At 32.4% G+C, this 23,688-nt stretch carries 20 protein-coding genes; 14 read left to right on the forward strand and 6 right to left on the reverse strand.

What is annotated here, in order from left to right; genetic code table 11:
• The first annotated feature begins 104 nt into the window (after window positions 1-104).
• From KKQ79_RS10345 to KKQ79_RS10360, 4 genes are all read left to right on the forward strand, one after another.
• A complete protein-coding gene (locus KKQ79_RS10345; protein WP_213190070.1) occupies window positions 105-2,723 on the forward strand; it encodes a TonB-dependent receptor in 2,619 nt (872 codons plus the stop codon).
• A 78-nt stretch (window positions 2,724-2,801) separates the two neighbouring features.
• A complete protein-coding gene (locus tag KKQ79_RS10350) occupies window positions 2,802-3,239 on the forward strand; it encodes a hypothetical protein (RefSeq protein ID WP_213190071.1) in 438 nt (145 codons plus the stop codon).
• 194 nt (window positions 3,240-3,433) lie between these two features.
• Window positions 3,434-4,441: an aspartate-semialdehyde dehydrogenase gene (locus tag KKQ79_RS10355; protein ID WP_104793170.1), complete on the forward strand. Its 1,008-nt coding sequence runs from the start codon at window positions 3,434-3,436 to the stop codon at window positions 4,439-4,441.
• Between the two features lie 62 nt (window positions 4,442-4,503).
• Entirely contained in the window at window positions 4,504-5,511 is a 1,008-nt protein-coding gene (locus tag KKQ79_RS10360; protein WP_213190072.1) for a cation diffusion facilitator family transporter, read from the forward strand.
• Here the strand turns inward: KKQ79_RS10360 and KKQ79_RS10365 are convergent.
• Together KKQ79_RS10365 and xrtF are read right to left on the reverse strand one after the other, a co-directional pair.
• Window positions 5,508-5,942: an exosortase F system-associated membrane protein gene (locus KKQ79_RS10365; RefSeq protein ID WP_213190073.1), complete on the reverse strand. Its 435-nt coding sequence runs from the start codon at window positions 5,940-5,942 to the stop codon at window positions 5,508-5,510. The genes KKQ79_RS10360 and KKQ79_RS10365 overlap by 4 nt on opposite strands.
• A complete protein-coding gene (gene xrtF, locus KKQ79_RS10370) occupies window positions 5,926-6,453 on the reverse strand; it encodes an exosortase family protein XrtF (RefSeq protein WP_213190074.1) in 528 nt (175 codons plus the stop codon). The genes KKQ79_RS10365 and xrtF overlap by 17 nt, the downstream gene beginning before the upstream one ends.
• A 55-nt stretch (window positions 6,454-6,508) precedes the next feature.
• Between xrtF and KKQ79_RS10375 the strand changes: the two genes are divergently transcribed.
• The 6 genes from KKQ79_RS10375 (at window position 6,509) to KKQ79_RS10400 (ending at window position 11,397) form a co-directional block, all read left to right on the forward strand.
• The gene (locus tag KKQ79_RS10375) at window positions 6,509-7,534 is read left to right on the forward strand and encodes an aminoglycoside phosphotransferase family protein (protein WP_213190075.1); all 1,026 of its coding nucleotides are present in this window, start codon (window positions 6,509-6,511) and stop codon (window positions 7,532-7,534) included.
• Window positions 7,535-7,788: 254 nt separating this feature from the next.
• Window positions 7,789-8,193, forward strand: a complete 405-nt coding sequence (locus tag KKQ79_RS10380; protein WP_213190076.1) for a GxxExxY protein — start codon at window positions 7,789-7,791, stop codon at window positions 8,191-8,193.
• A gap of 696 nt (window positions 8,194-8,889) precedes the next feature.
• Window positions 8,890-9,300, forward strand: coding sequence for a RapZ C-terminal domain-containing protein (locus KKQ79_RS10385; RefSeq protein WP_213190077.1), 411 nt, complete (start codon window positions 8,890-8,892; stop codon window positions 9,298-9,300).
• Between the two features lie 29 nt (window positions 9,301-9,329).
• Entirely contained in the window at window positions 9,330-10,049 is a 720-nt protein-coding gene (locus KKQ79_RS10390; protein WP_213190078.1) for a nucleotidyltransferase family protein, read from the forward strand.
• A 78-nt stretch (window positions 10,050-10,127) separates the two neighbouring features.
• Window positions 10,128-10,847 carry an LOG family protein gene (locus KKQ79_RS10395; protein ID WP_213190079.1) on the forward strand — a complete coding sequence of 240 codons (720 nt, stop codon included), beginning with the start codon at window positions 10,128-10,130 and terminating at the stop codon, window positions 10,845-10,847.
• 79 nt (window positions 10,848-10,926) lie between these two features.
• Window positions 10,927-11,397, forward strand: a complete 471-nt coding sequence (locus tag KKQ79_RS10400; protein ID WP_069800189.1) for a DUF6702 family protein — start codon at window positions 10,927-10,929, stop codon at window positions 11,395-11,397.
• A gap of 237 nt (window positions 11,398-11,634) precedes the next feature.
• Here the strand turns inward: KKQ79_RS10400 and KKQ79_RS10405 are convergent, their stop codons facing one another.
• Window positions 11,635-13,704 carry a DUF5689 domain-containing protein gene (locus tag KKQ79_RS10405; protein ID WP_213190080.1) on the reverse strand — a complete coding sequence of 690 codons (2,070 nt, stop codon included), beginning with the start codon at window positions 13,702-13,704 and terminating at the stop codon, window positions 11,635-11,637.
• 18 nt (window positions 13,705-13,722) lie between these two features.
• The gene (locus KKQ79_RS10410; RefSeq protein ID WP_213190081.1) at window positions 13,723-16,560 is read right to left on the reverse strand and encodes a carboxypeptidase-like regulatory domain-containing protein; all 2,838 of its coding nucleotides are present in this window, start codon (window positions 16,558-16,560) and stop codon (window positions 13,723-13,725) included.
• Between the two features lie 252 nt (window positions 16,561-16,812).
• On the opposite strand from KKQ79_RS10410, the gene KKQ79_RS10415 reads away from it, so the two are divergent.
• Together KKQ79_RS10415 and KKQ79_RS10420 are read left to right on the forward strand one after the other, a co-directional pair.
• Entirely contained in the window at window positions 16,813-18,018 is a 1,206-nt protein-coding gene (locus tag KKQ79_RS10415) for an endonuclease/exonuclease/phosphatase family protein (RefSeq protein ID WP_213190082.1), read from the forward strand.
• A gap of 95 nt (window positions 18,019-18,113) precedes the next feature.
• On the forward strand, window positions 18,114-18,533 hold the full coding sequence (locus KKQ79_RS10420; RefSeq protein WP_213190083.1) for a DUF6146 family protein: 420 nt from the start codon (window positions 18,114-18,116) through the stop codon (window positions 18,531-18,533).
• 69 nt (window positions 18,534-18,602) lie between these two features.
• On the opposite strand, the gene KKQ79_RS10425 is transcribed toward KKQ79_RS10420, so the two are convergent.
• The gene (locus KKQ79_RS10425; RefSeq protein ID WP_213190084.1) at window positions 18,603-19,202 is read right to left on the reverse strand and encodes a superoxide dismutase; all 600 of its coding nucleotides are present in this window, start codon (window positions 19,200-19,202) and stop codon (window positions 18,603-18,605) included.
• A gap of 178 nt (window positions 19,203-19,380) precedes the next feature.
• Window positions 19,381-21,183 (reverse strand): transcription termination factor Rho, encoded by a 1,803-nt coding sequence (gene rho / locus KKQ79_RS10430; protein WP_213190085.1) that lies wholly within the window; start codon window positions 21,181-21,183, stop codon window positions 19,381-19,383.
• A gap of 145 nt (window positions 21,184-21,328) precedes the next feature.
• Between rho and KKQ79_RS10435 the strand changes: the two genes are divergently transcribed.
• Both KKQ79_RS10435 and KKQ79_RS10440 read left to right on the forward strand, forming a co-directional pair.
• Window positions 21,329-21,718 (forward strand): DUF4293 domain-containing protein, encoded by a 390-nt coding sequence (locus tag KKQ79_RS10435; protein WP_213190086.1) that lies wholly within the window; start codon window positions 21,329-21,331, stop codon window positions 21,716-21,718.
• Window positions 21,719-21,853: 135 nt separating this feature from the next.
• The gene (locus KKQ79_RS10440) at window positions 21,854-23,686 is read left to right on the forward strand and encodes an ABC transporter ATP-binding protein (protein ID WP_213190087.1); all 1,833 of its coding nucleotides are present in this window, start codon (window positions 21,854-21,856) and stop codon (window positions 23,684-23,686) included.
• Window positions 23,687-23,688 lie beyond the last annotated feature (2 nt).

The following is a 23,688-nucleotide window of genomic DNA, read 5'->3' on the forward strand; positions in this document are numbered from 1 at the left end:
AAAATTATGGATTTCATAAAATTTTAACACTATGTTAATTTTAGTTAAAGAAAAATAATGTATTTTGCATCTCGATAAAAAAATGTTTGAAATAATATAACTTTATGAAAATCAACTATTTAGGAAAGTCAAGACTTTCTGTGGTTATTGTATTAAGTGCAGCTAGTGTAGCATTTGCGCAAAAAACTAAAGATTCTATCAACTCTAAAGACATCGAACAAGTTGTTCTTACTGGGGTGGCAGATATCGCAAAGGACAGAAAAACTCCAGTTGCTGTTTCTACTATTAAAGAAGCACAAATTGTAGAGAAATTGGGTAACCAAGAATTCCCAGAAGTCCTAAACACTACTCCTTCTGTGTATGCAACTAAATCTGGTGGAGGTTTTGGAGACTCTAAAATTAACATTAGAGGTTTTGCTCAAGAAAACGTAGCGGTAATGATCAATGGGGTTCCTGTAAACGACATGGAAAACGGAGCTGTATATTGGTCTAACTGGGCTGGTCTATCAGATGTAACTTCTGCTATGCAAGTACAGAGAGGTCTAGGTTCATCTAAATTAGCTATTGCTTCTGTCGGTGGTACTATTAACGTAGTAACTAGAGCTGCTGACAAAAAACAAGGAGGAATTGTTTCTTTAGGTGTTGCTAATGACGATTACTTAAAAACTCTATTTGCTTACAATAGCGGTAAAATGTCTACAGGATGGTCTACTTCTTTCCTATTAAGTAGAACTGCTGGTAACATGTATGCTAATGGTACAGAATTCGAAGGATATAATTATTATTGGGCATTAGGTTACCAAAACGGTAAACATGATTTCCAATTTACCATTACTGGTGCTCCACAATGGCACAACCAAAGATCATCTTTCATTACTATCGCTAACTATATTAAATATGGTGGTGTAAATGGTGGTGATCCAAACAGAAAATATAATGCAGATTGGGGACTTCTAAATGGAGAGGAATACTCTATGAGAAGAAACTATTACCACAAACCAGTAATGTCTTTAAACTGGGACTGGAACATTTCTTCTGCTTCTAAACTTAATACAGTAGTTTACGCTTCTTTTGGTAGAGGTGGCGGTACTGGAGATACTGGTTCAGTAGGAGGTAAAAACTTCTCAAACGCAGCTTGGAGACTTCCTGATGGAACGGCTAACTTTGACGCGATTTATGCAGCAAATGCAGCTTCTACACCTACAGCTGGTGTGTTAGTAAGAAGATCTTCTATCAACTCTCACAACTGGTTTGGCATCATCTCTAGTTTTAACCAAAAAATTAATGACAACTTAAAACTTACTGCAGGTATTGATGGTAGATATTACTATGGTTACCACTACCAAGTAGTAAGTGACTTCTTAGGTGCTACTGGTTTCAGAGATACTACTAACAAAAATGCTATTTCTACAAGTAACCCAACTGGTCAAAGAATTATCGTAAATTCTCATGATGCTACTCCTACTTGGAATCCTTTTGGAGGAAAAATTGATCCAGAAGCAGATATGATTTCTTACTGGAATGATGGAGAAGTACTTTGGTATGGTGGTTTCGGTCAGTTAGAATATTCTAATGATAATTTATCAGCATTTGTACAAGGTGCAGTTTCTAACCAAGGTTTCCAAAGAATTGACCACTTTATCGTAGATGGTGTTTCTTTATTAAACGGAACATTAGCATCTCCAACTAACCAACCTACTGCTAAAAACCCAGCACTTAATACTAAAACTGGATTCAAAAATTTAGTTGGTTACAATATTAAAGGGGGAATCAACTATAATATTAATGATCACCATAACGTTTTTGGAAACATCGGTTACTATTCTAAGCAACCTTTCTTAAACGCTGTTTATCCTAACAATAAAAACTTCTTAAACCCAAATCTTACCAATGAAAAGATTTTTGGTGCTGAATTAGGATACGGTTTCCGTTCATCTGCTGTAAACCTTAACGTGAACGTTTATAGAACTTCTTGGAAAGATAGATTCTTAAGAAGAGGTAATTTAAATATTCCAGATCCAAACAATGCTGGTGTAACATTTACTAATGCATATGCTAACATCGCAGGAATTACTGAAATTCACAGAGGTGTAGAAGTAGATGGTAGCGTAAAAGTAAACCAATATTTATCTTTCACAGGTATGGTTTCTGTAGGAGATTGGTATTATGAAGGAAATGCAACTGGTACTTACTTCACCGAAACAAACGAAGAAATCGCTGGAACTAGCTTTGCTGGAACCACACTTTACTTAGACAAAGTAAAAGTAGGAGGATCTGCTCAGAATACTTATGCTGCAGGTTTCGTTCTTGAACCAGCTAAAAACTTCAAATTAGATGGAACATACAGATATGTTAACAATCTATACGCTAACGTAAACCCTATCAACTTCCAAAGTCAAGCTGCTGGAAACCTAGGCGCTCTTAAACTTCCTAGTTTTGGTCTTTTTGATTTAGGTGCATCTTACAAGGTAAACCTTAATGCTAAGCAATACTTTACTCTAAGAGCAAACGTTTATAACGTTTTTGATAAAGTTTACATTGCAGAATCTAACACTAACTACCAGAGCAACCTTTCTGCAGCTGATTACGCAGCTTATGGTTCTTCTGCTCCTTCTTACACAAGCTATGTACAAGCAGGAGAATGGAACGGTGTTTCTCAACAAAACCAAGTTTTCTTTGGATTTGGTAGAACTTGGGCTGCAACATTCTCATTCAACTTCTAAAAACAATTTTAGATTTTATAAATCACGAATCCCGGCTATATTTGCCGGGATTTTTTATATTTGTAACAAATAAAAAATATGGATACATTTAACATTATTAGAGAAGCTCACAAAGGTTTCGGTTATTTAATTTTAGTAGCAGCACTAGTTTTCATCGTAGCATTATTGTTGGCTATGTTTGGTTATTCTGGTAAAATCAGCAAGCTATTAAAAAAATCTACTCTTTTTACCATGATTTTGTTTCACCTACAATTCTTAATCGGGATTGCTATGCTTGTTTTTTCTCCAGGATTAAAAGCAGCATTAGATAGCGGAACATTAATGAGCGATTCTTACAATAGAGTAACTTTCGTAGAGCATCCTTTTTCTATGCTCGTGGCAGCTATTTTATTGACCATTATCAACAAATATTTAAAAAAGAACGAAACCTTAGCACTAAAAGTAGTTTTCATGGGAGTTCTGGCATTGCTATTATTTGGCTACGCTTTCCCTTGGGCTAAAGTTTTCGGAGCATAAAAAAGGAAAGGTGTAAAATTGATTTAAATCATTTTATCGTAAAAGATAATTTTTACTATCTTTGTAAAAAATTTAGATAAATTTTCCATTAAACAATTTTCAAAAGGATTATTTATAACGAATTTTATTAAATATTAGATTTAAGCAATATTTTACACCTTTAACTTTTTAAAAAATTTAAAACAATTTCAATTATGAAAATCGCAGTAGTAGGCGCAACCGGAATGGTAGGCCAAGTTATGTTGAAAGTTTTGGAAGAAAGAAATCTTCCTATTACAGAATTAATTCCTGTAGCGTCAGAAAAATCTGTAGGAAAGAAAATCACTTTCAAGAGTAAACAGTATGACATCGTTTCTATGGAAACTGCGATTTCTATGAAACCTGAAATTGCTATTTTCTCTGCAGGAGGTTCTACTTCACTAGAATACGCTCCTAAATTTGCTGAAGTAGGTTGCACCGTGATAGACAATTCTTCGGCTTGGAGAATGGACCCTACAAAAAAATTAGTAGTTCCAGAAATTAACGCTCACGTTTTAACCAAAGAAGATAAAATCATCGCAAACCCTAATTGCTCTACCATTCAAATGGTGATGGTTCTTAATCCTCTTCATTTAAAATACAAAGTAAAAAGAGTAATCGTTTCTACTTACCAATCGGTTTCAGGAACAGGAAAAGCTGCTGTAGACCAACTGAACGCAGAAATTGCAAATGCTGTAAATCCTGGTTCTGTAGAAGTAAACGCTGTTTATCCTTACCAAATTTTCAAAAATGCTTTACCACAGTGTGACGTTTTTGATGCAGATGATTACACCAAAGAAGAGCTTAAACTCATCAAGGAACCTAAAAAAATCATGGGTGATGATTCTATTAAAATTACAGCAACTGCGGTGAGAATTCCTGTACAAGGAGGTCACTCAGAAAGCGTAAACATAGAATTTGAAAATGATTTTGACTTAGAAGAAGTTAAAAATATTCTAGCCAATACTCCAGGAGTTGTTCTTCAAGATGATGTAGAAAATAAAGTTTATCCTATGTGTTTCTACTCTGAAGGAAAAGACGAAGTTTTCGTAGGAAGAATCAGAAGAGACCTTTCTCAGCCAAACACTCTGAACTGCTGGATTGTAGCAGACAATCTGAGAAAAGGCGCCGCAACGAACGCGGTACAAATCGCAGAATATCTCATTGCAAACCAATTAGCATAAAATAACATCCCGCGAAAAGCGGGATTTTTTGTTAGAACCTTCAAACTTTTAAAATTAAATACATGGAAGTCGCTACCATCAATAAAAACAAACAAAAATTTACTTTCCAGAGAAATGTAGCCATAATAGGTGTCATTTTATTCATAGGAAAACTGATTGCATGGCATCTTACCAATTCTGATGCTGTTTTTTCAGATGCAATGGAAAGTATTGTGAATATTATTTCGGCTTTCATGGGATTATATTCCTTGTATTTAGCGGCTCAACCGAAAGACGAAAACCATCCTTATGGTCACGGAAAAGTAGAGTTTGTAACTTCTGGAGTAGAAGGTTCGCTGATTATTTTTGCAGGGATTATGATTATTGTAGAAGCTGTGGACAGTTTGCTTCATGGCAATACTTTAAAAAAATTAGATTATGGAATTCTTATTGTTTTAGCAACTGCCATTATCAATTATTTGATGGGATACTTCTCCATCAAAAAAGGAGAAAGAGATAATTCTGTGGTTCTTATTTCTTCAGGAAAACATCTTCAATCCGACACTTGGACAACTTTGGGCGTAGTCATCAGTTTAGTTCTAGTGTATTTTACTAAAATTTATTGGATAGATGCAGCCGTAGCTTTGGTTTTTGGTTCTTACATCATCTTTGTAGGGTACAAAATTGTAAGAAAATCACTCAGTGGAATTATGGATGAAGCAGACCCAGATTTATTGAAAGCTGTAGTAGAAGTTCTCTCCATAAACCGAAAAAAAGAATGGATTGACATTCATAACATGAAAATCCAACAATACGGAAGCGGTTTACATATCGACGCTCACATTACGCTTCCTTGGTATGATACGCTTAGAGAATCTCACCAAGAAATGGAAAACATCATCAAAACTTTAGCATCAGAAACAGAAAGACACGTAGAGTTTAACTTCCATATGGATGATTGCAAACCACATTCTTGCGAAATTTGTCAACTAGAATGTGCGCACAGAATTCATACTTTTAAAAAGAAAATAGAATGGACTCCAGAAAGCGTTTCTCAAGTTTCGAAACATTGCCTGGAAAACAATCCTTAATTTTTTCCAAGTTTTTTTCTGTAGTAGAAAATTGGAATAATCAACAGTAAAATTACCGGTTGAATCACGAATCTCCTCACCGAAAAGGTAAAAAGATAACCTACTTCCATTTTTGAATACAAACACCAAAGATAAATCGGGAAGAAAAATAAAAACGCTATCGTCATTAAAGCAACAGCTTGCAAAGTCCATTTTTTATTTAAAAACATAAAATGAACTACAACTGCCGAGAAAAATAAATTCAAAAAAAATCTTAACAAATGACTTATCATTAATTTCACCGAGTCAAAATCTGGAATTGTTGCCACTTTGTAATCTCCTTTGAAAAATGCTAAAAATGGGTCGTAGAAAATTTTATCTTCTAAAAAACGTACAGAAATTAATCCTAAAATCCCTACGAAAACAAACAGCCAATTAAGAATTTTTCTCATGGGTAATGACAAATTTATTAATCCAAATTAACCACAGAACCACTACTCCACCATAAATAATCGCAGGAAAAAAATAATCGTGCGCAGGTTTAGTTAATGCAGGAAAATCTACCACAATCACATTCAGCACATAAATTCTAAAAAGATTTAAAATATAGAGCAAAACAATTCCTGCAAAAGCGAAATAAAACGTTTTTACGCCTTTATAAAAAGCAAAAACAAACGCCAAAAACATGATCATCACCGAAACCGCATTACAACCTTCTACCATTCTGGTCGCCACTTTTCCATTGATATAAAACTGAACGGTTTCATGACTTGGAAAATCTTTAGTAACGGTTTCATAACCTGTAAAATTGAGCAAGAAGGCACTTTGATCAGAAATAATTTTAGTAAAGCCGTCAATATTTCCAGAAAATTGGTTCAGATACCATTGATACAGGAGAAATAGCAATAGCCAAATCCCCAAAAATCTAAGCAAAACCCACAATATTTCTTTGAAATCTTTCATATTATAACAAAAATACACAAAAAATCCCTTTTCAAATTATTATATTTGCTTGGTAATGAAAAATCAAGAAATAGCTCAACTTTTTTTCGAAGAATTTTTAGGCGAAAAGGCAACCGCATTTTTGGCATTGCCTCAAAGTGGTTCTGCGCGAATGAATTTCATTGGAAAATCCTCGAATGAAACTTACGTGATTACTTACAACGAAAATCTTCTAGAAAACGAAGCGTTTTTCTATTTCACACAGGTTTTTTCAGATTTAAAGTTGAATACACCTCAGATTTTTAAAATCAACGAAGAAAGAAAACTTTACATTCAGGAATTTTTAGGCGAAAAAACACTTTCTGAAATCATCACACTAGAAGGTGAATCTGAAAGAGTAAAATCTTTGGTCAAACAAACATTAAAACATTTATTTGAACTTCAAGAAAAGACCCAAAACAAAATAGATTTTTCTAAAACTTTCGAGTACGAAAAGTATGACGAACTACCAATTACACATGATTTGTACTACTTCAAAAATTATTTGATAGACATTCTAGAGTTGACTTATCACAAATCTACTTTACTGAAAGAATTCAAAAAAATTGTAGAAAAAATAGAAAATTTAGCTCCAAAATCATTAATGATAAGAGATTTTCAGGCAAGAAATATTTTGGTCAATGATAAAGACGAAGTTTTTTTCATCGATTATCAAGCGGCAATGGAAGGACCTGCTCTATACGATGTGGTTTCTTTTCTCTTCCAAGCTAAAGCCAATTTTTCTGAAAATTTCAAAAATGAAATGCTGGAATATTACTTCTCTTTTCATCCTTTAGAACAAAGAAATGAATTAGAAAAATCTTTGAAATATTGTAAAATGATTCGTTTTATTCAGGTTTTAGGAGCCTACGGTTTTAGAGGACTCATTCAGAGAAAGCCTCATTTTATCGCAAGTTTAGAACAAGGAATTCAAAATTTAGTAGAATTTACCAAAACGGAACTTGAAATGAATGAATATCCTGAGCTAAAAAACTTAATTCTACAACTGAACACAACAGAAACTAAAAATAAAATTCAAAAATTAATTGATCTAAACCATTAAGATTTTGAAATTTCAAAATTAATTAAGAAATTAAGAACATTAAGTAAAAATAATGGAGTTGCAATTACTTAAAAATATTTTTTGATTTATCAAAAAAACTTAATTTCCTTAATACCTTAAAAATCCTTAATGGTTAAAATATAAAAATTTAATTTTAAAAAATGATTAAACTTGAAATAGAAACTAATCACATTAAGATTTTGAAATTTCAAAATTAATTAAGAATATTAAGTTTAAAAACTAAAGTTTTTAAAATGACAAAAAAGAAAGTAACTCAATTATCATATGAAATAATAGGACTTGCCATAAAAGTTCATAAAGAACTTGGCGCTGGTTTATTAGAAAGTATATATGAGGATTGTTTAAAATATGAGTTAGAAAAAAATGGCTATGACGTGAAACAACAGTTAACTTTTCCTATTATTTATGATAATAAAATTATGGAAACTAAATTAGTTGTTGATTTGTTAGTAAATGACACTGTTGTTGTTGAATTAAAAGCAATTGAAGAAACATTACCAATTCATGAAGCTCAACTTCTAACATACATGAAAGTTCTAAAAAAACCACAAGGATTATTGATAAATTTTTTCTCCAAAAACATCACAAAATCCATGAAGCCTTTTGTTAATGAATATTTTAACATGCTTCCTGATTGATTTTTGATTTATCAAAAAAACTTAATTTTCTTAACACCTTAATAAATACTTAATGGTAAAAAATAAAAATCTTAATTTTAAAAAATGAATAAGCTTAAAATAGAAACTAAACAAATTAACCATTAAGATTTTGAAATTTCAAAATTAATTAAGAAATTAAGAACATTGAGTGAAAATAATAGAGTTGCAATTACTTAAAAATATTTTTTGATTTATCAAAAAAACTTAATTTTCTTAATACCTTAATAAATACTTAATGGTAAAAAATAAAAATCTTAATTTTAAAAAATGAATAAGCTTAAAATAGAAACTAAACAAATTAACCATTAAGATTTTAAAATTTCAAAATTAATTAAGAAATTAAGAACATTAAGTGAAAATAATGGAGTTGCAATTACTTAAAAATATTTTTTGATTTATCAAAAAAACTTAATTTTCTTAATACCTTAATAAATACTTAATGGTAAAAAATAAAAATCTTAATTTTAAAAAATGAATAAGCTTAAAATAGAAACTAAACAAATTAACCATTAAGATTTTAAAATTTCAAAATTAATTAAGAAATTAAGAACATTAAGTGAAAATAATGGAGTTGCAATTACTTAAAAATATTTTTTGATTTATCAAAAAAACTTAATTTTCTTAATACCTTAATAAATACTTAATGGTAAAAATAAAAATCTTAATTTTAAAAAAATGAATAAACTAAACATAGACATTTACAGTTTTTCTTATAAAAAAGGTGGAATACCAGTAGACAACAGTGGAAATGGTGGCGGTTTTGTATTCGATTGTAGAGGAATTCTCAATCCGGGAAGAATAGAAGAATACAAACCTCAAACTGGCAATGATAAAGGCGTTCAAGAATTTCTAGAAACCAAAACTGAAATGCCTCAATTTATAGACCTCATCAAAAATTTAGTAAGCATTACCATCAATGATTATATCGCTCGTGGTTTTGACCATTTGCAAATTGCTTTTGGTTGTACTGGTGGTCAACACAGAAGTGTGTATTGCGCCATTAAACTAGGCGAATTTTTGCAGGGAAAATATCCAGAATTGGTAAATGTTAGTGTAACACATAACGAACAGCCTCAACTTAATTAACATCGTAAAATCTGCAATATTCATTCTACATGATTAAGAAAGCGCTCATTTTCGCAGCAGGAAAAGGAACTCGGTTGAAACCTTTTACAGAGAGTCATCCCAAAGCTTTGGCTTTGGTGAATGATGTTCCGTTGCTGGAAAGAAATATAAAATATCTGCAAAGTTTTGGAGTTACAGAATTTGTGATTAATGTGCATCATTTCGGGGAACAAATTGTAGAATTTTTAGAAAAAAACAATCATTTTGGAGCCAAAATTGATATTTCTGATGAAAAAGATGAACTTCTAGAAACAGGAGGAGGCTTGCTTTTTGCTCAAAAGTATCTGGAAAATGAAGAAAACTTCTTGATTATGAATGCTGATATTCTTACTGATTTGAACATTCATGAATTGGTAAAATTCCACGAAACGCATCTTCCATTAGCTACTTTAGCGGTTTCAGACAGAAATTCTTCCCGAAAACTTTTCTTTAACTCAGAAATGGTTTTAAAAGGTTGGATGAACAAGAATTCTGGAGAAACCAAAATGGCAGAATTCAATAATAATTTTAAAGAATTGGCTTTCAGCGGAATACATTGTATTAATTCTTCTATCTTTGACAAAATAAAAAGAAGAGGAAAATTTTCTATCATGGAAGAATATTTGGATTTAATGTTTGAAAATAACATCTTAGGATTTCAGCACGAAGCCAGATTAATAGATGTAGGAAGACCAGAATCTGTGATAGAAGCGGAAAAATATTTTAAATAAATGAACCATTAAGTTTTCAAATAAATTTTGAAAATTATTAAGAAATTTATGGTAAAATAAAACTAAATTTTAAAAAAAATGCTAGACGATAACGCATCAGAAGATAAAAGATTACAAGAAAGTTTAAGACAAAAAACTTGGGACGAAACCGTAACCAAAGATTCTTGGATGGTTTTCAAAGTGATGTCTGAATTTGTAGATGGCTACGAAAAACTAGCCAAAATAGGACCTTGTGTTTCTATTTTCGGTTCTGCAAGGTTAAAACCAGAAGACCCTTATTATCAAATGGCGGTAGATATTGCCAGAAAAATTACGGAAATCGGTTTCGGTGTTATTACAGGAGGTGGTCCTGGAATTATGGAAGCAGGAAACAAAGGAGCGAGAGAAGGCAACGGAAAATCCATTGGATTAAACATAGAATTGCCATTTGAACAGAATTTTAATGCTTTTATAGATAAGCCTTACTCGATTAATTTTGATTACTTTTTCGTAAGAAAAGTGATGTTTGTGAAGTATTCTCAAGGCTTCATCGTTTTACCTGGAGGTTTCGGAACGCTGGATGAACTTTCGGAAGCATTAACATTAATTCAGACGCATAAAATCGGTAGATTCCCAATTGTTTTGGTGGGAACAGAATTTTGGAGCGGACTTCTGGATTGGTTTACCGGAACTTTGCTGAAAAATCATTTGATTAAAGAAGAAGATTTAAGTCTTTTCCGAGTGGTAGATACAGCAGATGAAGCCGTGGCTCACATTAAAGCTTTCTACGATAAATACTCTGTAAGTGTAAATTTCTAGAATTTGGCATAAGATTTGACATTTTTTATATACATTTGAAAAAAATACAACTTTGAAAAAAGTATTAAATAAGAAAAAAATGAAAAAATTTATAGGAATAATCGCAATAGGTTTAATCACAATGCTGATGAGTTTTACACTCTCAGATTTTTATTCTTCTATGACCAAGGTAGATTATGTAGAAGGCAGTAAAACGCTAAAATTCACTACAAAATTAAACTCTGGACACATAGCAGAAGTTTTAAAAATTAATCCTAATACTACTGCTTTTGAAGCGGAAGTGAAAAGATATGTAAATGACCATTTTGACGTGTATGTAAACGGACAAAACAAAGCGCTTACGTTTACAGGAAGTCAAGTGAATGGAGAAAGTGTTTGGGTATATTTCGAAGCGAATGGCGTTTCTGATATTTCTAGTTTAAAAATTAAAAATAATCTTTTATTAGAAGCTTATCCTAAACAACTCAACTTGGTAAACATTGCTTATAAAGGTTCTCAAAAAAACATGACCTTTATGCGAGGTAAAGAAGTAAACGAAGTTTCTTTCTAACAACAATTTTTAAAGATAAGAGTAAGCCTTACAGATTTTGTAAGGCTTTTTTTACGACCATAATTGTACGATATATTCTATATGTAGTTATTGGCTTTTGGAGCAAAATCTTTAGGCTAAAAATAAGCTACTTTTTAAGAGAATAGAACAAATTATTTGAGATTTCATCATCAATATTTACCAAAAAAACAGCTTCATTTCTGAAGCTGTTTTATGAACATATATGCGAAGTTAGATTTATTTTCTACCTCTTACTTTTACATTATCAAGCTCCCAAGTTGCAGAAGCTGTATCCGTAGAAGTATATTTAAATGCTACTACTACATTTTTACCTGCAAAATTAGAAATATCTAATTTACCTGAGTTTACAAATGGTGCAAACTTACTCATATCTGAGTCTAAAGTTGGGTTAAGTTTAGTCCAATTTTTAGGATCTAAACTACCTGTATAGTTATCTGTTACATAAACTTCTAACTGATCTGATTGAACACTAGCTCTACCATCAGTTTCAAAACTTAAGTAGTAATTTTTATATCCTGCAAGCGTAATTGGTTTAGAAATTAACCAGTCTTCATTGCCGTTTCCGCTCATTACAACACATGGTTTTGGATTACCAAACTGTTGGATATTCCAAACAGCAGCTCCAAGAACGCTTACAGCAGTCCAGTTATTGGTTAATGCTCCAGAAAAATCTTCATTAAAAATATTTTCAAAAACTGGTACTGGAGAACCATCACATCTATTACCATCAAAGTCTGCTCCAAGTGGATTGGTAATCCAAACTTCGTACTTACCATTAGCCTTAGTTAAAACACCATAGAGATCTCCTTTTCCACTATCAATTTGTCTGCTTGCAAAATTTGCAAAGCTACTTGTAGTAAGAGAAATTTTAGCTCCTGAACAATCTTCTAATGTTCTAGAAGTATTAGAACCACCAGCATAAGATTCCCCTAAATCATCATTAATGAATTGAAGGTTTTTAATTTTGATCCATCTACCTACATCTGCATCAGTAAGACCCGCGATTGTTTTTTCTGTAGCTACAACTTCTGTGAAGTCTGTAGTTGGGAAGAAATATTTATATACATTACTAGGCGCAACCCTACCAACTAAAGTCTGATTACTAGAATTTGTAAATAACTCCCCTAATTGTACTTCGCCATTAACTGGTCCTACATAAAGATTCTTAAGGTTTATTAATAAATGTTTACCTACAAAAAATCTAGGGTCAGCATAAAGAGAAGTCATATCTATGTTTACTCTAATACCACCTGTCTTGTCTTCTACATAAATGTATTTAAATAAGTTACCCGTTTTATCATTTGCAGTTACTTGGGCTTTTAGGTATACATTGTCGGTAACTTGAGTATAATTACCAGAAGTATATAATAATTTTAATTCTGAAACAGAAATTAATTTTTTCCCTTCAGTATTATAAGAACAAGAAGGAGTAGTACCGTCTAATCTTGCCCCTTTCATGTTAAGATCTGAAACTCTATTAATAAAAAATTGATAATCAGAATTAAATTTACTTAAAATACCTATAAAAGTACCATTTCCAGAAGGTAATTGGTCTGCAGCAAAAGAAGCATAACCACTGTTTCTTACTACTCTAGAATTTATTGGAGTAGTCATTGTCGGGTCTACAATTTGTCTATTTACGGTAGTTCCATTTGGTGCATAAATATTACAAAGTAAATTGATTGGAAATTCTGCATTATTTATTTGTACTAAAGCACCAATTAGAGGATCAACAGTAGAAGTATTCGTTAAACTTGCTAAAGTTATTACTTTAGGAACTATCTTCACTTTAGAAGCACAAGATCTTACCAAATGATTTGCTACTAATTTTTCTGGAATTCTACCAAAAGTAGGAGTATTGGTAATGGGATCAATATTATTATAGCCAACTTGTAAAACGTTACCATATCTACCAAAAGCTAAGCCTTTTAGTTTGATGTATACTTTAGAACCTTGTGGGAAAGAAGTATAAGTACTTACAGCATCTACACTTACTACTAAACCTTGAGTAGGGTTTTCTGGCGCGTCTTGTAAATAAATCGTTTTATAAACATTCCCAGACTCATCAGAAGAAGAGACATACCCTTCTATAATGATATCATCCGTAATAGTTGCTGTGTTATTTGCAAAAGCTGTTTTTACTTCTGCAATCGTTTTAGTAGGTGTTAAATCTTGACACTTTCCTTGTAAATCTGGTGTCGAATAAACATCATCTTGTACACAACTGGTTAAAAAAACCGTAAGTGACAAAATGAAAATTCTTATAATTGAAAAATATTTTTTCATGTTTTAATATTAATGAAATTAAAATCTTAAATAAACATTAGCAAAGAAAGTAGTTCCTCTGTCATACCATAATTTCGGACCAAATAATGAAACTGGTGAAATTACATTATCTACATATGATCCTGTGAAGTTAGATTTTCTACCTTGTTCAAAACCACCTGTTACATAATCTCTATTGTTTAGGATATTGTTTACACTTAAACTTAATCCCATTCTATATTTGCCTAATAAGAATGATTTACCAACATTTGCGTTTAGCATGAATTGGTCATCAAATTTCTTTTGTTTGTTTAATGCGTCTACATCACTCTGAGTTACCACTTGTCCTGTAACTGGATGAATGTAATTATCACCAGTATTAGGATCTGTGTAGAAGTTTGGAGTTCTGTTTAATGCAGAGAAATCTAAATATTGGTCCATTAAATAGTTTGCAGACATACCAAACCACCAATATTTAGGTGAGTTATATCTGAAGCTTAATGAAGCCGCTTTTTGTGGAGTTCCTGCAACTTTATAACCTTTAAGTTTTGCTGTTCCAATTTCGTCATAACCATTAGGATATAAATCTGAATCAATTGAAACATACGCAGTAGGATTATTGCTAATAGTATAATCACCGTAGCTTACTACTAAAACTGATGTTAAAGTAGGGGTAATTTTTACATCTGCAGCAAATTCTGCTCCCATATATTTTTTATCAATTCCTGATAAAATCTCAGCCACGAAAGCATCTTGTGCAGTTGCATCTGTACCTAACTGAATACCTTCTGCAAAATATCTAGAAATTTCTGTAGAATTTTTGATTGAGGTATAGTAACCCGTTAATCTTAATTTAAGAACTTGACCTCTTGTAATGTAACTGAAATCAGAAGAAGTGATTTCTTGGTTTTGCAAGTTTGGAGTTACAAAATCGTTTACTCTTGGATTAATGAAAATCTCGTTCAATGTAGGTGCTAATGTGAAATAAGCTCCGTTTGCCACTAAGAAATTTCTACCATTAATTTTATAAGTAAGTTTACCTTTTACCCCATAGTCTTGAGAATCGTAAACATCACTTTTTCCTTTAGAATTATTTAGATAAAAATGATTTCTAAAATACCCTTCTCTAAATGACTCTGAATATGAAGAGAAACCAGATAATACCACATTCCATCTTTTTAAATCTAATTCTGTAGAAATATTTAATGCTGCTACATCTCTATTAAGAAGATAAGAATATTGTGTTCTATCGCCTTCGTAGACCCTAGTGCTAGCTCCATCTACATTAAACGGCTTGTCACCACCGAATGCATCTAGATTATTAGCATAAGCTGCACCTAACAAATCTTTAATTCTTCTAAAGTTATCTGATCTTAGATTTTGGTAGTTAAAGTTAACATTTAATTTCCAATTGTCTTTTAATCTGGTGTCAAAGTGAGAAACAAAATTAATGGTTTTATCTCTATTTACATCTTCTACCATGGTGTAAACAGCTCCTCTTTCAAGGTTGTTTCTGTTTGCTTCATATAAAAAGTCCCAGTCAATTTGTTGTCCTGCTTTATTTTGTCTCCAATCATAGATTCCTCTAGCATAAAGTGGTAAATATGCATTAAATTCTGCTGCTGTAATATTATACCCTCCATCACTAGTATCATAAGTAGTTGGAGCAAAAATGTAGCTTGGCAGTTTTCTATAATAAGTTGGATTTGGATCCGCACCGTGGAACCAATCTAATCTACTTCTAGCATCTTCGCCTTGTTGATAAGAGAAAGTAGAATTTAAATTAGATGATTTTCCGATTTTCCAATAGTGCGCCATTTGGAAAACTGGTTCGAAAACGTTTCTAATTCTAGAATTTCTTTTCTCTCCATCTTGCCATCCCCAATAAGAGTTGTAGTTTTTACCAGCTAAATCATATACTTCTTGTGTATTTGGACTGTTAGAACCTCTGTAAGTTGGTGAACCAAATGCTGTAAAGTTAAGAGTATGTCTTTCTCCTAATCTTTTTTCTACTGATAAGAAATAAGCGTATGCATCTTGATAAGTTCCTTCTATCACTCCTTCTTCTGCCCATCTTCTACTTGCAGAGAAAGAATAAGCCCATCCTTTTTTATTAAGTCCACTGTTATAAGTAGCCATCGCTCTGTGGAAATAACTTCTATTAGTAAAAGAATATGCTAATGAAGTTCCTTTTCTATAAGAAGAAGCTCTAGTATTGTAATATGTTACACCACCTAAGTTACCAAACGTGAATTCTGAAGGAGTAAGATTTTCTACATTTTCTTGAGGATACCTTGTCATATCATTAAGACCACCCCAGTTACTAAAATCTACTTTACCATCATCATTTTTAGACATAGAAACACCGTTGAATAAAATATCTTCAAAACGGTTATCTACACCTCTTGGTCTAAACCAATATGCTCCAAGTTCAAATGCTGCTACATTAGCAAAAGCATCTCTACCTGAGCTTAACAAACCTACTGTAGGTTGAGTGCTACCATTGTCTGAATCTTGAGTATCAGAATCATCAATGGTAATAACTCCTAAATCTGCCATATCTAGCGAAGGAGCAAGAGAAATAGAACCTAAATCTTTTTTCTTCTCATTTGCATAAACATCAAATTCAATAATTTTGTGTTCAAAGCCCGGCTTCGAAATTGTAATGGAATAATGTCCCGGTTTCATATCCACCAATTGGAAGTAGCCAATTTTATCAGCCGTAACATCATTGTCTGAATCTCTCAAATCAACTTCAGCATTCTCTACTGGTTTGCCTTGTGCATCTTTTAGATAGGCATAAACTGTAGTTTGCGCTTGTAGTGCTGAGAAAGAAAGTATCCCAAATATTGAGATAATTGATAATTTCTTAATCATAACTTATTTTATTTTTTTCCTTCTTTACAATAGTGAACTATTGAACCTACAAATTTATGTGAAATTTCCTTTACTTTAACTTTTTTTAATCTTTTTTTCACAAAAATCAAACCTAATAATTGTCATATTTTTTTTAATAATGTTTAATATCATGCTAATCTGGCATTTTTTTGGATATATATTTGCAAATAATTATATGCGTTATTCGAACTAAATGATTTAAATTTGTAACCCACTTTTTAATTTTATAAAATGAGAAAATATTTTAGCCTTATTGCAATAGCGATTTTCTTTATAGGATTTGCTCAAAAACCACAAGTTCAGGTTAAAAGAGCTACTATTGCTTTCCTAAATGTAGAAAACCTTTGGGACACCATTCCATCTGCTGATTACATTGATGGAACCTTACCAATTAATAATCCTGCTTTCCATAGAAGCGTACCTATTGATTCTCTTAAATTTTTACCTGTAACAGAAGAATATAAAGGACAATGGAGTGACGAATTACTTATCGGAAAAAAAGTAATCAGATACCAGAACTTAGCAGATGATTTTACTCCAAAAAGTGCTAAAAACTATAATTCTAAAGTTTACCAAACTAAACTTACCAACGAAGCAAAAGTAATATCAGAACTAGGATATCAATACACCAAAACTTTACCAGCAATCGTAGGTTTAATCGAGGTAGAAAACAGACAGGTTATTCAAGATTTAATCAAACAACCTGAGCTTAATAAAGTAGAATGGGGAATTGTACATTACAATTCTTATGACGCGAGAGGAATAGACGTAGCTGTAATTTACCAAAAGAAAAGATTTACCGTAACAGATTCTTATAAAAAAGAAGTGGTAAATTATAATGACGAAGGCAGAAGAAGTTACACCAGAGATGTTCTGGTAGTAAAAGGTTTATTAGACGGAGAAAAAGTAGCCGTTTTCATGAACCACTGGCCAAGTAGAAGTGGCGGCGAAGCTGCATCTGCACCGAGAAGAAATGCTGCTGCTGCAGTTTTAAAAGCAGAAATGGATAAAATTAGAGCCGAAGAACCAGACAGACTTCTTTTTGCAATGGGCGACTTTAATGACGACCCTGTAAACGTGAGCTTAACTAAACATTTAGGAGCTGTAGGTGATAAAAAAGAATTATCAGAAGAAAGACCTTACTATAATTTAATGTATAAAATGTTCAAAAGCGGTGTAGCATCATTAGGTTACAGAGACGCTCCGAACTTATTTGACCAAATTATTGTATCTAAAAATGCTTTATCTGATACACTTCAAAAAAATTACAGTGTTTACAAAGCTGAAGTATACGCTCCTTCTTATTTGATTACTCCAGATGGACAATACAAAGGTTATCCTTACCGTTCTTGGGCTGGAGATACTTTCACAGGAGGATATAGTGACCACTTCCCTTCTTTAGTAGTTTTACAAAAAGAATTTACACCAGCTCAATAAGCTGTAAATAAATTAAATATTAGACCGCTTCAATTCTTTTGGAGCGGTTTTTGTTTTTTATGATTAACTTTACTTTAAAATAAAACCACCTCATCATGAAAAAATTATTTCTAATTATTGCTACAATATGCTTAATTATCAGCTGTAGTAGCCCACAAAATATTGCTAAAGATGCCAATAACCAAACCGCAATGAAGCCAGAGAAAAATGATGATGGAGAATGGGATTTAGACGTAATTGATACTCAATATGATTATTTCTTAAACGCCATTGCAAAACCAATGAGCTTTTACTCCGAAGAATATTTGAAATCTAGAAACACTTTCCTTGTAAACGAATGGAACAGTTATTACTATTCTGGAAGATATAGAAACATCATAGAATCTTCTATTGACTATGCCCCAAATGAAAAATACGGCTTAAAATTCGAGTATAAACTTTACCAGGTTTTTGCGTATGTACAATGGAAATACGGTCTAAAGCTACAAGGTTTAAGCATGACAGAAGTAAGATAATTTCTAAAATGTAGAAAACAAAAAAAGGTTCAGAATTACTCTGAACCTTTTTATTGAAATTAAAAGTGATTATAATTTATTATAATTTTCTTCTACTTTATCCCAGTTGATTACTTCAAAAAATGCTGAAACATAATCTGGTCTTCTGTTTTGGTAATGCAAGTAATAAGCATGTTCCCAAACGTCTAAACCTAGAATTGCAGGATTTCCGCAACCCACTCCTGGCATTAAAGTATTATCTTGATTAGCCGAAGAACAAACTTCTAAGCTACCATCTTCTTTTTTACATAACCAAGCCCAACCAGAACCGAATCTCGTTTTAGCAGCCGTAGAAAAATCTTCTTTGAATTTTTCAAAACCACCATAAGCTTCGATAGCTGTTTTTACATTTCCTACAGGCTCTTTGCTTCCTCCTGGAGTAAGAATTTCCCAGAAAAGCGTGTGATTAAAATGACCTCCACCATTATTTCTAATAGCAGGAACATCAGAAGCTGTTTTACAAATTTCTTCTATTGATTTTCCTTCGTGCTCTGTACCTTTTATAGCATTGTTTAGGTTATCTACGTAAGCTTGATGATGTTTTGTATGGTGAATTTCCATAGTTCTTGCATCAATTACTGGTTCAAGAGCATCATAAGCGTAATTTAATTTTGGTAATTCGAATGACATAATGTTTATGTTTTTAAATTTCTCCAAAGATAAAAATTCTCATCATACTTTCATTTATAATTTTTTTTAAAAATTTTATACTTAACATAGATGAAACCAAATATTACCTTCCTCACAAAAAAAGAACACGCAAAATGCGTGTTCTTACTTTTTAACTAAATCTTATATTGAAAGTCTTTTATCTATTCATAGACATTAAGAACTCTTCGTTATTTCTAGTGGTTTGCATTTGTTTTTGTACAAATTCCATTGCTTCTAGAGGATTCATATCTGCTAAATATTTTCTAAGAATCCACATTCTTTGTTGCGTAACGTCATCATGCAATAAGTCGTCTCTTCTGGTAGAAGAAGCCACTAAATCTACTGCTGGGAAAATACGCTTGTTAGAAATTTTTCTATCCAATTGAAGTTCCATGTTACCCGTTCCTTTAAATTCTTCGAAAATTACTTCGTCCATTTTAGAACCTGTATCAATAAGTGCAGTTGCAATAATGGTAAGTGAACCGCCGTTTTCTATTTTTCTAGCAGCCCCGAAAAATCTCTTTGGTTTGTGCATAGCATTTGCATCTACACCACCAGAAAGCACTTTCCCTGAAGCTGGTGTTACGGTGTTGTAAGCTCTTGCCAATCTGGTGATAGAATCTAATAAAATCACCACATCATGACCACATTCTACCATTCTTTGTGCTTTTGCCAAAACCAAATTCGCTACTTTCACGTGTTTTTCTGCAGATTCATCAAATGTAGAAGCTATTACTTCTGCATTTACACTGCGTTCCATATCTGTAACTTCTTCTGGTCTTTCGTCAATCAAAAGAATCATCATATATGCTTCTGGATGGTTCGCCGAAATAGAATTCGCAATTTCTTTCAATAGCATGGTTTTACCCGTTTTTGGTTGGGCAACAATCATGGCACGTTGTCCTTTACCAATCGGAGCAAAAAGGTCTACAATTCTGGTAGAGATCGTAGCATTTTTACCTGCTAAATTAAATTTTTCTTGCGGGAAAAGTGGCGTTAGGTATTCAAATGCTACTCTATCTTTTATAAAGTCTAAATCTCTACCATTTACTTCTAAAGCTCTCTGTAGAGAAAAATATTTTTCGCCTTCTTTAGGTAATCTTACAATTCCTTTTACAGAGTCACCCGTTTTAAGTCCATAATTTCTGATTTGTTGTGTAGAAACAAATACATCATCTGGTGATGAAATGTAAGAAAAGTCTGCTGAACGAAGGAAACCGTAGTTGTCTGGTAAAATTTCTAAAACACCTTCTACTGTTACAATATTGTCAAAGTTAAAATCTTTTTTAGGTGGATTTTCTTCGGCGTTTTCTTGGTTTCCGTGAGATTGATTTTGATTTTGGTTATTTTGAGCACCATTGCCGTTTTGATTACGGTTTTTATTTTTTTGTTGATTTTGCTGATTCTGTAGGTGCTGTTTTTGCTTTTGCTGATTCTGTTGCTTCTGCTGATTTTGATGAGAAGCAGCCTGTGGAATTTCTGGCTCTGTATCTTCGGCTTTTGCAACTACTGTAGTTTCTGTAGTTTCTGCAGCAGCTTCTGTTTCTGTAGCTTTTTCTTCTGTTTTAGGAGCAATTCTTTTTCTTTGCTTTTTAGAAGAAGTATTTGCTTCCGCAGGTTTTTCTGCTGCTTCTACTTTCGGTTCTGTTACTTCTTCAGGTTTCGCTTCAGGAGTAGTTTCTTCGAAGAGTTCTGCAGGTTTTTCTACGGTTTTAGTCGCTACTTTCTTTTTTGCAGGAGCTTTCGCTTTAGGTTTTGGAGATTCTTGTTTTTCTTCCATAGTATTTTCGGTAGCGTTAAAATATTCCTTTGTTACTTTCGGATTAGAAGCTTGGAAATCTAAAATAGCAAAGACGATGGTTTCTTCAGTACTATTTCTAGGAATTTTAACGCCTAAATCTTTTGAGATTTTGGTCAGTTCCGATAAGGACTTAGACCTTAACGTTTCAATATTAAACATAAAATATGTGAAAAAGTTGTAATAATATAAGTAATTGTAAGTAAGAAAGTTGAATCAGGCGATTCTTCTTTTTTGCTGAACTTGTTACTTGCAAATCTACACTTTTTTTGACAAATACAAAAAAATAAATTATTTTTGCACTGAAATGATACAGAGAATACAAACTATATTTTTACTGATTGTAGTATTGGCGCAAGTTGCACTGCATTTTACAGGGTTAGATGTAGCGCTTTTTGGCAGTGTTTATGTCATTGCTACCCTAAGTTTAGTATCATTTTTATTGACTTTACTATCTATTTTCAGTTACAAAAAGAGAATGAGACAGATTCTGTTGAATAATATCAACATTTTCATAAACGCTTTGTTGACTGGTTTATTGATGTATTGGCTACTAAATTTATCTGGAGGAATAGATTTTCCTGAGAAAGGTATTGAGTTAGCATTCCCTCTGATTTCTTTGTTTGGTTTGTTTATGGCAAACATCTATATCAAGAAAGATGAGAAACTCGTAAAATCTGTAGACAGAATTCGATAAATCTTACCAACGATTTATTTTGAGTGAAAACAGTTTCGGAAACGAAGCTGTTTTTTTTATTTAAATCTTCAAATTCTTTCATTTTCAAATTTTCAAATTAAAAAAGTGTAATTTTGCACTTTATTTTAAATATAAATGAGTCCACTAAAAAGAATACTTGCTTTTGCAAAACCTCATCAGAAATATCTTTTTTTAAGTATATTTTTCAATCTTTTATATTCCGTTTTTCAGATTTTTTCCGTTTTGGTCATGCTTCCTGTGCTACAAATGATTTTCAATGTAGACCAAGAAAAAATCACCAAACCTATTTACAGCGGAAAGTTTTCAGAATATTTTTCTTATATCAAAACTTCTGCTTTTTACAACATCCAAGAAAGCATCACAGAATATGGCGCCATAAAAGTTTTGGCAGCGCTATGTATTATCACCGCAACTTCATTCTTGTTTAGAAATATTTCTAGATATTTTGGTTCGTTCATGCTGGTGAACTACAGAGTAGGCATTACCAAAGATTTAAGAAGCAAAGTCTATCAAAAATTTCTAAAATTACCAGTTTCTTTCTTCACAGAACAGAGAAAAGGAGACATGATGAGTAGAATTTCAAACGACATCGGGAGTATAGAAAATTCTATTATGGGAAGTTTGGTAGACGTAATTAATGCGCCTTTTATGATTACGGCTTCTCTTATCACGCTATTTGCGCTTTCGCCAAGCCTAACCTTGTTCTCTCTATTGGTTTTCCCTGTAATGGGCGGAATCATTTCTTGGGTAGGAAAAAGCCTGAAAAGAAAGTCTAAAAAAGCACAAGAAGAACTCGGGAATCTTTTTTCTATCGTAGATGAAACCTTGAAATCATCAAAAATCATTAAAATTTTCAATGCTGATATCATTCTAAACGCTCGTTTTGAAAAAACCACACAAAACTGGAAAAATCATGCAATTGCCATGAGCCGAAGAAGAGAATTGGCTTCTCCAAGTTCAGAATTTCTAGGTTCGGTAACCATTTTGTTAATCACTTGGTTTGCAGGAATCCAAATTCTAGAAAAACAAACCATGGATGCGGTAACTTTCATAGGATTCATCGCTATCTTTTTCCAAATTTTAGAACCCGCCAAAAGATTATCTGCTGCTATTTCTAATATGCAAGGTGGAATTCCTGCAGTGCAAAGAGTTCTGGAAGTCTTAGATTACGACTTAAAAGTAGAAGAAATTGCCCATCCTATTTCTATCAAAAACCTCAATCATGAAATTGAATTCAAAAATATTTCATTCTATTACGACAAAGACAATCAAATTCTTAAAAATTTCAATTTAACTATTCCGAGAGGAAAAACAGTGGCTTTGGTAGGACAATCAGGAAGCGGAAAAACCACGATTGCGAATCTTTTAGCCAGATTTTATGATGTAACAGATGGTGAAATTTTAATCGACGGCACCAATATTAAAGACTTAAATTTAACCGAATACCGCAAACTTCTGGGAATGGTTACTCAAGAATCGGTATTGTTTAATGACAGTGTTTACAACAACATTTGGATGGGAAAAACTGAAGCATCGGAAGAAGAAGTGATTCAAGCTGCAAAAATTGCAAATGCTCATCAATTCATAGAAAATTTGCCAGAAAAATACCAAACCAATATTGGTGATGACGGAAACAAGCTTTCTGGCGGACAAAAGCAAAGGATTTCTATTGCAAGAGCGGTGCTTAAAAATCCGCCAATTATGATTCTAGACGAGGCTACTTCTGCACTAGATACAGAATCTGAACGCTTGGTTCAAGATGCTTTAGATCACATGATGGAAAACAGAACTTCTATCGTAATTGCACATAGACTTTCGACGATTCAAAAAGCAGATCACATCGTAGTAATGGAACGCGGAAACATCGTAGAACAAGGCACTCATGACGAATTAATTGCCAATAATAATGTTTATAAAAAGCTAGTAGAATTACAGAATTTTGGGTAGGG

The organism is Cloacibacterium caeni, assembly GCF_907163125.1.
GTDB classification, from domain to species: Bacteria; Bacteroidota; Bacteroidia; order Flavobacteriales; family Weeksellaceae; genus Cloacibacterium; species Cloacibacterium caeni_B.